Here is a 15,945-nt window from a genome sequence, read left to right as displayed (position 1 = left end):
AAAACAGCGTTATACAATCATAAGACATCATAAATAATCATAAATCAGGCATGAAATGACAGAAACACAACGACACAGCGCCATTCTGGCTCTGCTGAATGAGAAGCGCCATCTGACCGTGGCCAGCCTGATGCAAGCGTTCTCAATTTCTCCGGCGACGGCGCGTCGCGATATCAATAAGCTGAATGAAGCCGGGCAGGTGCGCAAGGTGCGCAACGGCGCGGAGGCGCTGATGCCGACCAGACGGCTATGGTCGCCGCTGGACAGTCAAAACACCTCGACTCACGATCAAAAAGTCCGCATCGCTCAGGCGGCGGCCCGGCTGGTGCAGCCGGGTGAGAGCGCGGTCATCAACTGCGGCTCCACCGCCTTTCTGCTGGGGAAGGAAATCTGCGGGCGGGACGTTCAGGTCATCACCAACTATTTTCCTCTGGCCAACTATCTGATTGAGCAAGAACACGACGGCGTCGTCATCATCGGCGGGCAGTACAACAAGAGCCAGTCCATCACCCTGGCGCCGCAGGATGAGATTTCGTCTCTGTACGCCGGACATTGGATGTTCACCAGCGGCAAAGGTCTCACGGCCGAAGGGTTGTACAAAATGGATATGCTGACGGCGATGGCGGAACAGAAAATGTTGGATCACGTCGGCAAACTTGCGGTGTTGACGGACAGCAGCAAACTCGGCCAGCGCGCGGGTATGCTGTTCTGCAACGCCGAACACATCGATGTGCTTATCACCGGCCGCGATGCCAACCCGGAGGTCATTCGGCAGCTGAAGGAGAAAGGCGTCGAGGTGATGCTGGTCTAGTGCTGTACGGGCATCGGGGCGTGTTCAGGCGATGAAGCTTCACGCCGGACTCTGCCAACTTCCCGGGTTCGCCGGCGGGCCTGGTTATCCTCTGCGGTGATTTGGGCGTTTAACCGTCAGACAGGGGTCGTCGGCGACGGCGTTGCGGCCGTGGTTCGGTGGCCGCAAACGCGTCCTGACGTTATCGCGGGGCGGTAACCGGCTGCGGGGCTTTCTGGGGCGTGAGTATCGGATAGTCCAGCACGATGAGGTTAGCCAGAATCGGGCGGAAAATCGCTTTCAATGCATCGTGTTTTGGGTGGGGCAAATAGCGCTGCCGCGCCGCTTCGTCTTTAAACGTCATCATCACGCAGTGTGTGAAGCCCTCATTTTTCCCTTCCGGACTGTCGTTACATCCCCACTCAACGCTGACGACGCCTTCGATGTCGGCCGGCATCTGCAAAAAAGCCGATTTCACCCGCTCGATATCGGCTTCCTCGGCCTCCTCCTTGAAGGTGATAAGTAAGATATGGCGTATCATTTATGACTCCGTTTGTGATGTCCTGCAAAGAGCATAGCCCTTTACGCGGCGACTTTCATGGCGGGTAATCCGCCTCTGAAACCCGCATGCCGGCGCTGTGTTTTTCCGCCATGCCCGTCAAACGTCCGCCGCGCGCGCACTCTACAGCCCCGAAAATACCGCCGTCTCAGCGCTCGGCGTTAGGACGATGGCTGATACGAAACGAGACTCGCTGCGGATGGTTGACCGACACCAGATATTCCACCGGCTGTTGAAAGCGGTCGGCGATTACGCCGCGATAGATCAGGGCCGGGCTGTCCGGCGGGGCGTTCAGCAGCGCCTGCTCTTCTTCATTCATGACCCCGACGCGAATGGTGCCCTCGTCGGAAACGCCGAAGAGGCGGTAGCGCTCCGCCAGCAGCCGATACAGCGACCCGCTCTCCTCCAGCATCTCAGCCGTCAGATCCGGCATCAACGCACGGGGCAAATAGCTGGTTTCTAAGCAGAAAGGTTCGCCGTCCGCCAGCCGTAGTCGCTTGATCATCACCACCGGATCGCCCGTTTCAATGCTCAGTAGAGGGGNGATCCGGGGGCTGGCGACGGTATCTTGAAAATAGATTAAGCGGCTGCCGGGCACCGCGCCGTTCAGCTCGGTGATCTTGCTGATGCCCTGCTCGATAGCCTGCGTCAGCGGTCGTTCAATGGCCGTCTGAGTCAGCCAGGTGCCCTGATTGCCGCGTCTCTCCAGCAATCCGGCCTCGACCAGTTCATCGATGATTTTACGCAGCGTCATTCGGCTGATGCCGAGCAGTACGGCGAGATCGCGCTCGGCTGGGATCTGATCGCCCTCGTTGTATTCCGGCGTCTTCAATACCTTCAGCAAAGCCTGTTTGGCTTCCAGATACGCTTTACGCGGACGGCGTTTCCCTGTGTTCGTCTTGTTCATGGTCTGTTTTCTGGTCCGATTCATGCCAAAGAGAGCGTGATTGTCGCAAAGGTTTGCGCTTGTTTTATCATCAGTTATGCCGTTTTTTCGCCGTATTATCCCCCCGTGCTAACCAGACCACAACACCCTAACACACTATTATAATTGAATAATATGGATAAATTCGTTGCCCGGTATGTACGATCGGCGTATATCTCTATTGGTATATTTTACGGTATATTTATAGGGGGTGAATGATGAAAACGCTTGCCTGGGTATCCCTGAGTCTGGTGATGGCGCTCCTCTCCAGCCCAGTTTTCGCGCTGCAACAAATTCGTTTCGGCACCGACGCCACGTTCCCGCCGTTTGAGTTCAAGGCGGCGGACGGGCGGCTGCAAGGTTTCGATATTGATTTAGGCAATGAGATCTGCGCGCGTCTGAAGGCTCGATGCGTCTGGGTGGAAAGCAGCTTCGACGGCCTGATCCCTGCACTGCATGCCCGCAAATTCGACGCAATCCTCTCTTCGCTCTCCATCACAAGTGAACGACAGAAGGCCATCCACTTTTCTCACAAATTATTCAACACGCCGGCGTATCTGGTCGCGGCGAAAGACAGCGGGCTGAAGCCGACCGCCGAGTCGCTGCGCGGTAAACGCGTCGGCGTGCAGCAAGGGTCGGTATTTGAAATCTACGGCCAAAAGCACTGGCGAGATGAGGGCGTTGAACTGGTGTCGTACCCCAGCGCCGAAGCGGTCTATGCCGACCTGGTCGTCGGACGGCTGGACGCCACGCTGGATGATGCCACGGTGGTGACCGAGGCGTTGCTCAGTAAGCCAGAGGGCAAAGGGTTNGGCCTGATCGAGCCGCAGGTTAAAGACGATGCCGTTTTTGGTCCGGGCACCGGCATTGGCGTCCGCAAGCAGGATACGCCGCTGCTGCAACAGCTTAATGGCGCCATCACAGAGATACGTCAGGACGGCACGTACGACAAACTGGCGAAAAAATACTTCACTTTCAATGTCTATGGCGACTAATTCATGAATACAGCAGCGATGATCTCCTCCTTTATCGAACAGCGTTTCCGCCCGCAGGGCGGCCTGCGACAGGTCTTTCTGGTGGCCTGCGGCGGGTCGCTGGTGGACATGTATCCGGCGAACTATTTCCTGAACCGCGAATCCACAACGCTGCACAGTCACATGATGACCGCTAACGAATTTGTCCACGCGCCTCCGAAAAGGTTGGGCAAGCAGTCCCTGACGATCGTCTGTTCTCACGGCGGCAACACGCCGGAGTCGGTGGCCGCAGCGGAGCTGGCTCAGCGGCGCGGCAGCGTGACCGTCACGCTGACCCATAACGAGGCCGCGCGGCTGATCGACTTTTCGGACGGCAATCTGCTGTATGCCTGGGGGAATGACAGCCAGGTGGTCAATAATCCGATGGCGCTGATCCTGAGCCTATGCGTTGAGGCGTTGCAGCAGGCCGAGGGCTTTGATGGCTACGCCGACTTTCAGGCGGGCATGGCGCAGATCGACGAGATTATCGACCAGGCGCGCGGACAGGTGCAGCCGCTGACGGCGGCGTTTGCCGAACGCTATGCGAAAGAGTCGCTGTTTTACATTCTGTCCAGCGGTGCGTCTTATGGTCACGCCTACGGCTTCGCCATCTGCTCGCTGATGGAAATGCAGTGGCTGAACGCCGCTTCCATTCACAGCGGCGAATATTTCCACGGGCCGTTCGAGGTCACAGACCACAGCACGCCCTGGATCCTGATGATGAACGAGGGTCGCACCCGGCCGCTGGATGAGCGCGCGCGCGACTTCCTGCATCGCTATGCCGACAAGGTGGAAATTATTGATGCCAACGCGCTGGGGTTGGGCGTTATCCCGGCTGGCGTGGTGGAGTATTTCAATCCGATACTGTTCTATAGCGTCATGTGCGAATACCGCGCGGCGCTGGCGAAGGTGCGCCAGCATTCGCTGGAGACGCGGCGTTACATGGGTCAGGTGGATTACTGAGGTAAGGATGATGAAAGTCCTGGGACTTGGCGATAATGTCATCGATCGATATACCCATACCGGCATCGGCTATCCGGGGGGCAATGCGCTGAATTTCAGCGTCTACGCGCGCATGTTATCGGCAGAAGCCGCTTATCTGGGCGTGTTTGGCGACGATCGTGCGGCGGAGCACATCCGCCGCGTGCTCGAACGGCGCGGCATTGGTCTCGAACACTGCCTGACGGTCTCCGGCGAAAGCGGCCACGCCAATCTTACCCTTGAGCAAGGGGAGCGCGTGTTTCTCGGCTCTAATGCGGGCGGTATCCGTCAAAGCACCTCTATGCGTTTCGTGCTGGAGCATCTCTCGTGGCTGGGCCATTTCGACCTGATCCACACCAGCGCCTACAGCTATATCGACACGCAGCTGGCGGATCTCGCCGGACTGCCCGGCCGGTTGTCCTACGACTTTTCGGATGATTTTGACGCCGAACGGGCGCAGGCCCAGTGCCGCTGGCTGGATTACGCCTTTTTCTCCTGCGCGGACCGCACGCTTGATGAAACCCGTCGGCTACTGCTGGCGGCTCACGACGCAGGCTGCACGTGGGGTATCGCAACGCGCGGCGCAGAGGGCGCGATACTGTTCGACGGCCATCATTGGATCAGTCAGCCACCGGAGCCGATCGCCCCCGTCGATACGCTCGGCGCGGGAGATGCTTTCATTACCGCATTCCTGCTGGCCCACCTTAACGGCAAAACGCTATCTGCCAGCTTGCGTCAGGGCGCCCACTTTGCGGCGCGCATCTGCATGATTGAAGGCGCCTTCGGTGAGGGAATGCGCTATTGATGGGATGCGTGGCCCTGTTTCGGCCGCTGCGCGAGCTGGGCGATTAGGCCCTGTGAAAGCCAGCCATCGTCGCCCTATTTTCGGCTCTCAGCGTGCTGGCCGCTGTGCCGCATCGCGGCTGCAAAGCGTTCAGCGCAACCGGGTCGTTTGCACGTCTGATAATGGGCCTGCCTCTTTGAAGGGGGCGCATTGATATGCGGTCGGCCTCTACGTGACTTTCGCGGAGAGTGCCGGCAGCCGCACGGCCAAATGTCGCTACCGGTGGGACAACAAATAGTCGACACTCTGGCCTCGATGGCCGGCACTATCGCTATAGGTCGTGGAAGGATCGGTGGCGACGCGCACATCGAACCGATTAAACGAATTATCGTTCAACGCATGTCTGACCAAATCGTCGGAATGTAACGACGGCAGCCCGGCTTTCGCCAATTTTCGCTGTAACTCCTCGGAACTGAGCGGTACGACCTCCCGGAGACGCCGGGTATCGCTCCGGTGGGCGGAGTCAGAGGCATCCCAAAGCAAATGGTTGTGTGTCGCCATCAGCTCCGTCATCGGCGCATGGGTGTCGCGTTGCATGTCGTGCAGGACCGATTGGTCCAGCGTGCATGCGCTGGGATGCGTTGGCCAGGCATCCACGACCACCGTATTGCGTTCGCCCCACGTAGGGTCGCGAGGGTCGCCCAGCATAACGAACTCGTGGCTGTTATTTTCCGGAAGCTGGAGACGTACACGGCATATGGGCTGCGACACGTTGCGTTCTTTCAACGCGGCGACGGCGACGGCGGCATGTACCGCACAGTTGCCCCCCTGGAATTTCTGCGCCCGTTTGATCTGATTTTCGATTCCGCCATGAGGAAACTTTTGGTATGCCAGATGCATTCTCGCCCAGCTCTCTCCCGATGAGGCCCGGACATCCTGCCGCTGATTTCCCGCCCCGTGCGGGAGCATATTTTTGACGACGCGGTTCGCCCAGCAGGCGTCGGCCAGTGCCGACAGGGTGCCGGATTTCACTACGACATTTTTGTGCTGATAGCCTGACAACCCCAGCTGACTGGCGCTGCGGGTATCATGCACTTTACTGCCGGTATCATAATTCTCGACAATCGCGCTATACGTTGAAGAGGAAGAGGATCCGCGGAAAATGTTAAACCTAGGCATCATCGCCTCCTTAGTTTGAAAGGGGTGTCCCCAGCAGGAATACAACCTAGGACTATCCCCTTACTCCTTTTTGGAAACGGGTTGTAAACCCGCGTGAGGGGGAGAAAGGGTTTCTTGGGACTGATTGGCCATGGGGAGAGACTTCCCGCAGCAGTATGAATCCGCCCGCATCAGAAAATCATGGAACGTCTTCGCAGCATGCTCTACGGATAATTCGTCTAACGGCTGACGGACGTACAGCACCATTTTTTTGCTCTGACTGTCGTACCCCAACGTGATAGCCGGATGACGCAGGCTGAACAGGTTCTCCGCCAAAAGCGTCTGAAAACCCTCGGGTGTCCGCCACGCGTGCGGGGCAATGAACGTTGCGACGATATTCAGATACCCTGGTTGGCTGCCAATCAAATGAATATGCAAATCGTGGTCGAAGACCAGCTGATAGATGTCTTCCTCTGGACGCGGCGGCGGTAGCTCGCCGGGCTGATATCTCTGGATAATGGCCCGAGAAATAACATGAAATTTTTCATTCAACATAACCGATGCTCACGTGACTGGGTGTTAGTGAGTGGCATCAGTGGGGGAAGGGTTCCCGGGTGTTGTGATGATTTGTTTTCCATTGTCGTCGAGAAGCCGCCGCGTTCTATCTCCGCAAGCCTTCGTTCAGCGCCATCGACCCGACACGACTAGGGCGAAACAGGCCTTCCGATGCGACTCGGGGTTATCCCAGCCCACCCACGCAACTGAAAAGTGCAAAATGAAAGGGGGGAAGCCCTGAATATCAGCAAAGATTTAATAAAAATGTATTAAGACAACCGCCTGAATAAAAAACGGCAATGCTCAGATTACGTTTTATTTAATACATATATATAACCAATGAAGGTCACTCAGAAGATTTATAGACACAATCATCTGTAAAGCGTTAATTTTTACTTCCGCCATAAAGAAACCTTAAATGACTATTTTGATCTCACTGATTTTTATGGCTGACTTAGCGCTTTGATAGAGTGAATTTTACTTATTGCGACATTTTCCCGAAGCAAACATAGTGTTTCTCTTTATTAGATAAAATTAAATAACGAAAAACAGTAAAATGGGAGGTAACAATAAGTCGGGATTGAATAATAACAAAATGAAATTGAAATTTATTTCACCGCCTACTTGCGAATAATCTTTAATAATGAAATCATAATCGCCTATTCCAAAATATCGGACGCCTTTCTCAGTATTTATCGGTGAGGGTTATTTTCTTGTTCAGGCAGGAAGCATTAGAAAACAAGAAACTGAAATGGCAAGGAAGTGCTATTTTACTTTCAGGACTTTCACCTTGGGTGATTATGATTATTTGCGCTATTTTTATCGCAATGTTTATGATCTTCATCACCCAAGGTAATTATACGCGCCGGGCTAACGTCAGCGGTGAAATATCAACTTGGCCGCACACCGTCAGTATTGGCTCCGGCGTACAGGGATTTGTCGTAAAGCAGTTTGTATCGGAAGGGCAGATAATAAAAAAAGGCGATCCGATTTATCAAATCGATGTCAGTAAAAGTACCGTCGACGGCGTAGTTAGCGATAATCAAAGACAAGATATTGAAAGCCAACTGGTGCGCATTGACAATATTATCTCACGGCTGGAGCAAAGCAAAAAACATACCCTGGAAATGCTGGAAAAACAGAAAGCACAGTATATTAATGCATTTAAACACTCCTCCGATATTGTCCGCCAATCAGAGGAAGGATTAAAAAAAATCAAACAGTACATGGACAGTTATCAGCAGTACCAGGCCAAAGGGTTAATCAATAAAGACCAATTAAGCAGCCAGATAGCGTTGTATTATCAACAGCAAAATGACTTATTAAGCCTCAGCGGACAAAATGAACAGAATGCTTTACAGATTACCAGTCTGGAAAGCCAAATTCAGACCGAAGCAGCGGAGTTTGATAACCGGATATACCAAATGGAACTTCAGCGCTACGATCTGCGAAAGGAGCGGGTGAATACCAATGTGGGCGGAGAGATCATTATTCGTGCCTCATCGGAAGGAATAATAGATTCATTAAGCGTCACCGAAGGGCAAATGGTCAATCCTGGCGACAGCTTATTACAAATTATTCCGAGCAATATAAAAAGCTATTACTTGGTGGCTTGGGTGCCCAATGACGCAATGCCTTATGTCTCGGTTGGCGACAACGTCAATGTGCGTTACGAGGCGTTCCCCGTCGAGAAATTCGGCCAGTTTGCTGCAACGGTCACTATGGTATCGAAAACGCCGGCGTCTCCACAGGAAATGCAGACTTATCAGGGCGCGCCAAAAAGTACTCAAACGGCGTCGATTCCCTACTATAAGGTGGTGGTGAAGCCTGAAAGAAAGACCGTCCGTTATGACGGCAAATCGTTGTCCCTTGAGAACGGTATGAAGGCGGAGATCACGCTCTTCCTGGAAAAAAGAAAGATATATCAGTGGATGCTTTCGCCGTTCTACGACATGAAGCAGAGCGCAGCGGGGACGGTCAATGAATAAGGCATTATTCAAATCTATCCTCGGCAAAATGGATCTAAAGCTGTGCCGCCGAATTCCGCTGGTGCATCAGACCGAAGCATCGGAATGCGGACTGGCCTGTCTGGCGATGATCTGCGGATATCATGGAAAGAATATCGACCTGATCGCCCTGCGGCAGCGCTTCAACCTTTCCGCACGGGGCGCCACGCTGGCCGGAATCAATGACATCGCCGAGCAGTTGGATATGTCCACGCGGGCACTGGCGCTGGATCTTGATGATATTAGCGCATTGAAAACGCCGTGCATTTTGCACTGGGACTTCAATCACTTCGTGGTACTGGTCAGCGCAGGAAATCGTCGCTTTGTGCTTCACGATCCCGCGCGCGGCCGCCGGACGGTCGGGCTTGCCGAGATGTCGCAGTATTTTACCGGCGTCGCGCTTGAGCTTTGGCCCAGCAGTCAATTTGCCGCAGAAACGGTGAAAAACAGGGTGCGTCTGGGGACGTTGATTCGCAGCATCTCCGGCATTAAAGGGGCGCTGACCAAGATTTTTTGCTTTTCGTTGGTGATTGAAACCATCAATTTGGTGGTGCCGATAGGCACGCAGCTGGTGATGGACCACGCTATTCCAGCGGGCGATAAAGGTTTACTGACGTTGATATGCGCCGGTCTGCTGTTTTTTATCCTGCTGCGCACGGCGATAAGCACGATGCGGTCCTGGTCGTCGATGATCATGGAGACGCTGATCAATGTGCAATGGCAGGCGGGGCTATTTACTCATTTGATGCACCTGCCGCTCAGCTTTTTCGAACGGCGCAGACTCGGAGATATTCAATCCCGTTTCGACTCCTTGGACAAGCTGCGCAAAACGTTTACCACCAGCCTGGTGGGGGCGATCATGGATGGCATTATGGTGGCGTGCGTCCTGGTCATGATGGTGTTGTACGGCGGTAATCTGACCCTGGTCGTGCTGGGGTTTAGCGCGGTGTATGTCCTTATCCGCCTGCTCACTTACGACCGCTATCGCCAGCTGTCGGAAGAGTCATTGATTCGGGGGGCGCGTGCCGGTTCCTTTTTTATGGAAACGTTATATGGAATCGCCACCGTCAAAATGCAGGGCATGAGCAGTCGACGAAGCAGCCACTGGCTTAATCTGGAAATCGATACCATTAACACGGGAATCAAGGTGACTAAAATGGACCTGCTTTTCGGGGGCCTGAATACCTTTATTGCCTCCTGTGACCAGGTGACGATCCTGTGGCTGGGAACGAGTCAGGTCATTGATAACCAGATGACCATTGGGATGTTCGTGGCGTTTGGCGTATTCAGGGAGCAGTTCTCCGAACGGTTGGCGTCGTTGACCAACTTCCTGCTTCAATTACGCATGATGAGCCTGCATAACGAACGTATCTCCGATATTGCCTTGCATCCGCGTGAACCCCACAAGATGGGTATTGGCAATACAGTTGAAGGGCGGCCGATTTTGCTGGAAACCCGTGATTTGAGTTATCGCTACGACAGCCAATCCAAAGCGGTATTCAGCGATCTGAGCCTTCATATTGCCCCGGGGGAAAGCGTGGCGATAACCGGGCCTTCCGGCGCGGGGAAAACAACCCTGATGAAGGTATTGTGTGGTCTGTTCGAAGCGGAGTCTGGCTGCGTGCTGGCCGACGGCGTGGACATACGCCAACTTGGCGTGAACAACTACCATAAAATGATCGGCTGCGTAATGCAGGACGATCGACTATTTTCCGGGTCGATAATGGAAAATATCTGCGGATTTGCAGAGAATATCGACGCCGAATGGATGATGGAATGCGCCAAAGCCAGTTACATTCATGACACCATCATGGAGATGCCGATGGGCTACGAGACGCTCATCGGCGAATTGGGTGAAGGACTTTCCGGGGGGCAAAAACAACGCATTTTTATTGCCCGTGCGCTGTATCGCAAGCCGGGAATGCTATTCATGGATGAAGCGACCAGCGCGCTGGACAGCGAAAGCGAGGATTATGTGAGTCAGGCCATTAAGCAGCTGAATATCACACGCATCATGATTGCACACCGGAAGTCGACGATTAACGCTGCAGACAGAGTCATCACGCTACAGGCACCGCAAACATAAATTAATCGTGATGGTTCTAATTTATATTTAAAATTAAATAGAGTCATATTATTTGATTGTTAGAGCGGTCATTATTATATCTTTGTTAAAGACATAATAAAATAAATAAAAAGTCAGATTAAAAAACTGATATGCAATAAAGGAAGAGATTAAGTTATTTATTCACTTGCTTCAATTAAGATTGTGGTATAGAAATAGATAAACGCTACAAATGGTAAAAATAAAATAAAAACCAGAAAGCAAAAGCACGGCGTTTTATGTCACTATCAACCTCAATATTTGAAAGTATTTATAATAAACAATTAATAACCGCGCGTAAGCATTAAGTGGTATCAACTTTACATTCTACTTTCGCTTGCAGTTTTGATAATTTGAATAATAGTGTGTTTGTGGGTGAGAAAATCAATAGAACCGACAAATATTTTTATCTTAGATATTTATTTAAATCCCAAGTTTCAACCTCAGTCGTATTTTATGGCTGATTGAAAAAGTGTTCATAACCTGTATAAATGGGTTAAGGACAGAGTTATAGCAATATCATTTTTTCATCTTAAAGGAGATACAAAATGAAAAAGCAAAATAAACTGCGTGAGTTGAATGCTAAAGAAATGAAAGCCGTAGCTGGTGGCTTCCGTTTCACCGCTCAGTTCTATCTCGGTAAAAGACCTGGTCCCGGCTGAGGTCGATAACTAGGTATTCATGCTCTGCGTTAGATGACATTAAGTCAAAAGGGCCCACGAGGTTATATTGAGTTAAGTATGGGCTCACTGCCGGGCAGTGAATAATCAATATCTACAACATCGAGTTGTCTTTATTGCATAAATAAACCGCCCTTTATTTCGGCTTTTTCTCACCGAAATAAGGGCGGTTTTCTTATTTTTTCAGTGAAAGTAATGGTTGAGATCATTTGATCTGCGCCCTATTAATTGATGCGCCTCGTTTTTAGTCATGTCTCCATCAATAGTGTTAAGGGCATTCTTATTAAAGAAAGCTTTTCTATGAACAGATTGTTATTTTCCCTCTAAATCGGGGGAAAGGGTTCCTTTAGGTTGTGATTATTTATTTTTCATCGACGTCGAGAAGCCGCCGGATCGCCGCCGCGTTCTGCTCCCATTCGCCCGCACTCAGCGCCATCAACCCGAAATATTTCAGGAAAAATAGACCTTCCGTCGCGAGAAAAGCGATGCGTCGGATGTCGTCATGATCGTCTTCTCCTAGCGCGAACTCACGCTCCCGCTCCGCATACCATTCGCGTACCGAGCCAAGATAATCCGGAGACTGCAAAAGCGCGGATAACAGCACCGCAGAGCGCGAGACGTTGTTTTCGTCATCTTGAGATGTCGTTACCACATGCGCTTTGAGCTTATCGCCAGGCGTGGCGGTGTGCCCCGACAGTTCAGCTAATTGCTTTTGGTAATACACATCCCAGCGCTTGATCATGGCTTCAATCATGGATTCCTTGTTGCCGAAGCAAGACTGAACGCCGCCCTTGGTGATACCTGCCGCTTTCGCCACGGCATCTATCGTCAGTCCTGCCGCGCCCAGTTTTGATACCACGCCTTCTGCGGCATCCAGCACGGCTTCTCGGTCAATAGTTGGTTTTCTTCCCACTTGAAACCTCTTTTATACAGGGTGTTAAGGTCGTTAGTCATCAATGACCGGAAGTCAGCTTGAGGCCCGCGACAGAACCCACCAAGAGACAAATCAGTAACCCACGGACCAGTGTTGCAGGCTCGTGATACCAGATTATACCTACCAGCACCGTTCCCAGCGCGCCGATCCCCGTCCAAACCGCATAGGCTGTACCGATGGGGATGCTCCGCGCTCCCAGCTCCAGAAAGCACATGCTACCGATGACGCAGACCAGAAAAGCCAGCGTCCAAGGGATGTTTCTAAAACCGTCGGTATAGCGCAGGCAGGTGGTAAAACCCACCTCCAATACGCCCCCCATCAATACGTAAATCCAAGCCATCGTGTTAGCTCCTGTGTGTGATTTAAATACAAGTGTATTTTAATTTTTGGTGTTTGCAATACGGGAGTATTTAAAAAAGGAGTAGAGGTTGAGGGGAGATGCTTAAGGTGCTTGGAACTAAAGTTGGAGGTGATCCTGATCCAAATCCTCTTCCATTCAAAAACAGAATTCCGGAATGGTAAACACTTCCCTGAACAGAGGTGGTGCCGATGAAAAGCTCTCGATTCACTGAAGAACAGATTGTTTTAGTGATCTTCCCCCTGAAAAATTATCACGATAAATCAATGAATTAATTTTTCTTACTATGAGTTTGGTAACTATCAACTTGAGTTCCACTCGGTTCGACACGTTAAACGCCACTGGCATAAGCCATTGATAAGGGGGTACAAGAATTATTGATGCAGAGTTCTTGTAGTTAGTGCCCAACTACGGTTGAACGGGAAAGACGAATCTGCTGACAGCGGCCTTGTACACCCTGTTATCACGGTACAGAAATTTCCCAACTTGCTGAACCTTCGAAAAACCACGCGTTCAGGTGGTTTTTCGTTTACAGAGCAAGAGATTACGCGTGAAAAAGGGTCTTAATAAGATCATTTTTTGTTTATGCAACACCTAACGTAATATTACTAAATTTAAAAAACGGTGATAACCTGTATATATCCCGTATAAAAAATTACTTATCTAATCTTTTTAAAAATAATTAGAATCAATATCACACTAATTGGAAAGCCAATCAATACCACCGAACGCATAGAGTCCATAGACTCCCTCATATCCGCTAATATCGCAAAATGATATTCAACTGATACTGTTTTATCAGATAAAAAAACCATCCTTTCTTTATCTTGAACATGCCCAAAAGAAACAAGAGCGATACTTATAAAATAAAAAAAAGAGACAAGAAGAATACTGCCCCATCGAATCAAAGCCTTGCATTTAGTTGTTAACATCATAAGCTCCATCGAATAATCCACCGACAGTTCCACCGGAATAAGGTGAAATTTTTCCTATGCCAGAAACGACTTCAGATACGCCCCTTAAAATGACATCTTCACTCACTGGTGTATAGTTATCAGTATTAGGATATTGTTTTTTGAACTCATTCGTCATATCGACAACAAGCATGGAGTTCTCTTTACTCTTGCTCTCTAAATACCTGCGAAGTGATACTGGAATTGAAAAATCTTCTTCATAATTAACATTTATCTGAGAGTTAGTGGTATATCCACCCTTAAAGATTTGTGTTCCCGCTATTTTCACGCCTTTTGTTGCATGAGTAGTACAATTAACCCCCGTAACGTCATATTGATCTATTGTTCGACCATTTCTTTTAGTATTTTCTCCCATTTTTATGGTTTCTTTCACTTTACTTCCTGAACGCCATAATTTCTCAAAGTACATCCTTGCAATCACTGGATCCGCATCTGTAATGAGAAAAACCTTAGCTTCCGTTTGGTATAGTTCTTCTCGATAATATTTTCTAGCATCTTCAAACTGCAAAAAATTCAGAATACCATCGCCGACAACCCCAGCAACACCAGACCGCCTACCAAATCGGCCATAGGTGAAAACAGAAGCATTATTCCGCTCGTGAACAGAAACAAATGCGTGTCCCGTCCCTTTGATCTCGGTCCAGACAAAAACACCATTTTCTAACAGATTATGTTCTTTTTCACATTCCTGAATCGGGTCAATCCACTCCCCTTTTGGGGGCGTTAAGTAAACCGGGTCATCCCTAAAGTAGCTTTGGGGTTCGGGCTTAATATTTTCCCGTGGATTCCGCCACAATCCTAATCCACGACCATACTGCATAAACTGCTCGTGCTCCACTAAACCGACTCCATCTGGTTTCATTGTCATGGAATTTTGACACAAGTGAATGATTTATCATAACCCCCGCAGCCTGAATCGTCCCGGTCAATTTCATCGAGATTCTGACGGCGATCAGCTTCCTTCCTGATCGCTATTTCTCTCATAGCTAGAAAGTTCCCTGACCAACGTATCGTCCTATCAAAGTATCGTTACTACTTGACCTTGGCCTAAAATCAGAAGGACGAAGCTCTCTAGTTTATGACTGCATTAATTTTAGGCCAAGGTCAATTTTTTGATATATGCTATTAATGTTAATGATGCTTTACGGAGGAAAGGATGCCTTTAGACATAGCTTATTCAATTGAGATTGAAGATTTTATAGATCCTGACAAAGCATATGATTTGTACTGGTCAGGGACTATTAAAGACAATCATGCATTTGTTTGCCCAGGTACTGACTGCCAGGCACAAGTCACTTGTGCCAATTTATATGTTGAATCGCAAGATATGAAGGTAGTACCGCATTTTAGAGTTTATGGAAAGCACAGCAATAGCTGTGAGGTTTTCAATAATAAAAAAATATCCTTCTTACAAGAGGCCAATTCTACTCAAGAAAAAGAAAGAAAATCTATTAGTACCTCTATAGTCGATAAGTTTATTTTAGCTAGGCCTGATTCATATTACGACTTAGAAAATGAACAAAAGGATACGTCGCTCTCTGCAAAACAAAAACGAGTGAGAGCTAAAAAAATCATTAAATCTTTGGAGCTAAAGCAAGCTGGATTTGTTGGTAATATATACTCAGTAAGAACAATTGTTAGTCGATATATTAGATATACTAAAGATGGTAGCATAGATCACAGGTTTTTAAACATCAAAGGAAAAAATATATCCTTTAAGTCTTTTTTCAAACGTCTATCTAAACAGAATATAGACGAGCTTCCACTTTATGATTTGGTATATCATGGATGGGCATACATAGATAAATATGAGGTTGGTTATAGGGTGAAGTTTATGACTTCTCTGAAAAATAAAAATGAAGAGTTAACAACTAGTTTTTTTATTTTTAATAATTTGATTGAAAATTATAAAATAAAAAATCTTGTTATCAGCAGGATCAAGAAGATTGTTCTGATGCAGAAACCCAAGGCTTATGTTTTTATATATGGTAAACCTTCAGTAGTTAAATATAAAAAAAACAATAAACACTATGTAAACTTTAAAGTTAATAATTTAGACTACATTGACGTAAATATAGATCCTCCTCTATGAGGGAAGCCAACATTTAGCTTCCCCCATAGACG

At 49.4% G+C, this 15,945-nt stretch carries 15 protein-coding genes; 7 read left to right on the top strand and 8 right to left on the bottom strand.

What is annotated here, in order from left to right; genetic code table 11:
• Positions 1 to 55: 55 nt before the first annotated feature.
• Complete coding sequence (gene ulaR / locus SB13_RS00565; RefSeq protein ID WP_026738486.1) at positions 56 to 811, top strand: HTH-type transcriptional regulator UlaR; 756 nt, start codon at positions 56 to 58, stop codon at positions 809 to 811.
• Between the two features lie 181 nt (positions 812 to 992).
• Here the strand turns inward: ulaR and SB13_RS00560 are convergent, their stop codons facing one another.
• Together SB13_RS00560 and SB13_RS00555 are read right to left on the bottom strand one after the other, a co-directional pair.
• Positions 993 to 1,331, bottom strand: coding sequence for a Dabb family protein (locus tag SB13_RS00560; RefSeq protein ID WP_051616373.1), 339 nt, complete (start codon positions 1,329 to 1,331; stop codon positions 993 to 995).
• 166 nt (positions 1,332 to 1,497) lie between these two features.
• Entirely contained in the window at positions 1,498 to 2,256 is a 759-nt protein-coding gene (locus SB13_RS00555; protein WP_026738485.1) for a GntR family transcriptional regulator, read from the bottom strand.
• Between the two features lie 233 nt (positions 2,257 to 2,489).
• Between SB13_RS00555 and SB13_RS00550 the strand changes: the two genes are divergently transcribed.
• The 3 genes from SB13_RS00550 to SB13_RS00540 are packed head-to-tail and all read left to right on the top strand — an operon-like array spanning position 2,490 to position 5,073.
• The gene (locus SB13_RS00550; RefSeq protein ID WP_026738484.1) at positions 2,490 to 3,269 is read left to right on the top strand and encodes an ABC transporter substrate-binding protein; all 780 of its coding nucleotides are present in this window, start codon (positions 2,490 to 2,492) and stop codon (positions 3,267 to 3,269) included.
• 3 nt (positions 3,270 to 3,272) lie between these two features.
• Positions 3,273 to 4,250 (top strand): SIS domain-containing protein, encoded by a 978-nt coding sequence (locus SB13_RS00545; RefSeq protein ID WP_026738483.1) that lies wholly within the window; start codon positions 3,273 to 3,275, stop codon positions 4,248 to 4,250.
• 10 nt (positions 4,251 to 4,260) lie between these two features.
• Positions 4,261 to 5,073: a PfkB family carbohydrate kinase gene (locus SB13_RS00540; RefSeq protein ID WP_026738482.1), complete on the top strand. Its 813-nt coding sequence runs from the start codon at positions 4,261 to 4,263 to the stop codon at positions 5,071 to 5,073.
• Between the two features lie 255 nt (positions 5,074 to 5,328).
• On the opposite strand, the gene SB13_RS00535 is transcribed toward SB13_RS00540, so the two are convergent.
• Together SB13_RS00535 and SB13_RS00530 are read right to left on the bottom strand one after the other, a co-directional pair.
• Positions 5,329 to 6,231 (bottom strand): hypothetical protein, encoded by a 903-nt coding sequence (locus tag SB13_RS00535; protein WP_026738481.1) that lies wholly within the window; start codon positions 6,229 to 6,231, stop codon positions 5,329 to 5,331.
• A gap of 60 nt (positions 6,232 to 6,291) precedes the next feature.
• A complete protein-coding gene (locus tag SB13_RS00530) occupies positions 6,292 to 6,765 on the bottom strand; it encodes a CesT family type III secretion system chaperone (protein ID WP_072000184.1) in 474 nt (157 codons plus the stop codon).
• A 713-nt stretch (positions 6,766 to 7,478) separates the two neighbouring features.
• Between SB13_RS00530 and SB13_RS00525 the strand changes: the two genes are divergently transcribed.
• Both SB13_RS00525 and SB13_RS00520 read left to right on the top strand, forming a co-directional pair.
• Positions 7,479 to 8,753, top strand: coding sequence for an HlyD family secretion protein (locus tag SB13_RS00525; RefSeq protein ID WP_026738480.1), 1,275 nt, complete (start codon positions 7,479 to 7,481; stop codon positions 8,751 to 8,753).
• Positions 8,746 to 10,857: a peptidase domain-containing ABC transporter gene (locus SB13_RS00520; RefSeq protein ID WP_026738479.1), complete on the top strand. Its 2,112-nt coding sequence runs from the start codon at positions 8,746 to 8,748 to the stop codon at positions 10,855 to 10,857. Before SB13_RS00525 ends, SB13_RS00520 begins: the two co-directional genes overlap by 8 nt.
• A 1,059-nt stretch (positions 10,858 to 11,916) precedes the next feature.
• Here the strand turns inward: SB13_RS00520 and SB13_RS00515 are convergent.
• The 4 genes from SB13_RS00515 to SB13_RS00500 form a co-directional block, all read right to left on the bottom strand.
• Complete coding sequence (locus tag SB13_RS00515) at positions 11,917 to 12,468, bottom strand: TetR/AcrR family transcriptional regulator (protein ID WP_026738478.1); 552 nt, start codon at positions 12,466 to 12,468, stop codon at positions 11,917 to 11,919.
• 40 nt (positions 12,469 to 12,508) lie between these two features.
• Positions 12,509 to 12,829: a DMT family transporter gene (locus SB13_RS00510; RefSeq protein WP_026738477.1), complete on the bottom strand. Its 321-nt coding sequence runs from the start codon at positions 12,827 to 12,829 to the stop codon at positions 12,509 to 12,511.
• A gap of 677 nt (positions 12,830 to 13,506) precedes the next feature.
• Positions 13,507 to 13,779, bottom strand: coding sequence for a hypothetical protein (locus SB13_RS00505; RefSeq protein WP_235202347.1), 273 nt, complete (start codon positions 13,777 to 13,779; stop codon positions 13,507 to 13,509).
• Complete coding sequence (locus tag SB13_RS00500; RefSeq protein ID WP_235202346.1) at positions 13,766 to 14,689, bottom strand: hypothetical protein; 924 nt, start codon at positions 14,687 to 14,689, stop codon at positions 13,766 to 13,768. The genes SB13_RS00505 and SB13_RS00500 overlap by 14 nt, the downstream gene beginning before the upstream one ends.
• Before the next feature lie 288 nt (positions 14,690 to 14,977).
• Here SB13_RS00500 and SB13_RS00495 point away from each other — a divergent pair, with 288 nt between their 5' ends.
• Positions 14,978 to 15,913: a hypothetical protein gene (locus SB13_RS00495; RefSeq protein WP_026738474.1), complete on the top strand. Its 936-nt coding sequence runs from the start codon at positions 14,978 to 14,980 to the stop codon at positions 15,911 to 15,913.
• The last annotated feature ends 32 nt before the right edge of the window (positions 15,914 to 15,945 follow it).

Origin of the sequence: Lonsdalea quercina subsp. quercina (assembly GCF_000688695.1) — a bacterium.
Classification (GTDB): Bacteria; Pseudomonadota; Gammaproteobacteria; order Enterobacterales; family Enterobacteriaceae; genus Lonsdalea; species Lonsdalea quercina_D.
The sequence above is the reverse complement of the archived record's forward strand: the minus strand, read 5'-3'. Positions and strand labels throughout refer to the sequence as shown.

Coding starts and splice junctions, on each gene's coding strand:
- SB13_RS00535 (WP_026738481.1), bottom strand. CDS start 6,231: ATGCCTAGGTTTAACATTTTCCGCGGATCCTCTTCCTCTTCAACGTAT.
- SB13_RS00560 (WP_051616373.1), bottom strand. CDS start 1,331: ATGATACGCCATATCTTACTTATCACCTTCAAGGAGGAGGCCGAGGAA.
- SB13_RS00495 (WP_026738474.1), top strand. CDS start 14,978: ATGCCTTTAGACATAGCTTATTCAATTGAGATTGAAGATTTTATAGAT.
- SB13_RS00520 (WP_026738479.1), top strand. CDS start 8,746: ATGAATAAGGCATTATTCAAATCTATCCTCGGCAAAATGGATCTAAAG.
- SB13_RS00530 (WP_072000184.1), bottom strand. CDS start 6,765: ATGTTGAATGAAAAATTTCATGTTATTTCTCGGGCCATTATCCAGAGA.
- SB13_RS00540 (WP_026738482.1), top strand. CDS start 4,261: ATGAAAGTCCTGGGACTTGGCGATAATGTCATCGATCGATATACCCAT.
- ulaR (WP_026738486.1), top strand. CDS start 56: ATGACAGAAACACAACGACACAGCGCCATTCTGGCTCTGCTGAATGAG.
- SB13_RS00500 (WP_235202346.1), bottom strand. CDS start 14,689: ATGACAATGAAACCAGATGGAGTCGGTTTAGTGGAGCACGAGCAGTTT.
- SB13_RS00510 (WP_026738477.1), bottom strand. CDS start 12,829: ATGGCTTGGATTTACGTATTGATGGGGGGCGTATTGGAGGTGGGTTTT.
- SB13_RS00505 (WP_235202347.1), bottom strand. CDS start 13,779: ATGTTAACAACTAAATGCAAGGCTTTGATTCGATGGGGCAGTATTCTT.
- SB13_RS00545 (WP_026738483.1), top strand. CDS start 3,273: ATGAATACAGCAGCGATGATCTCCTCCTTTATCGAACAGCGTTTCCGC.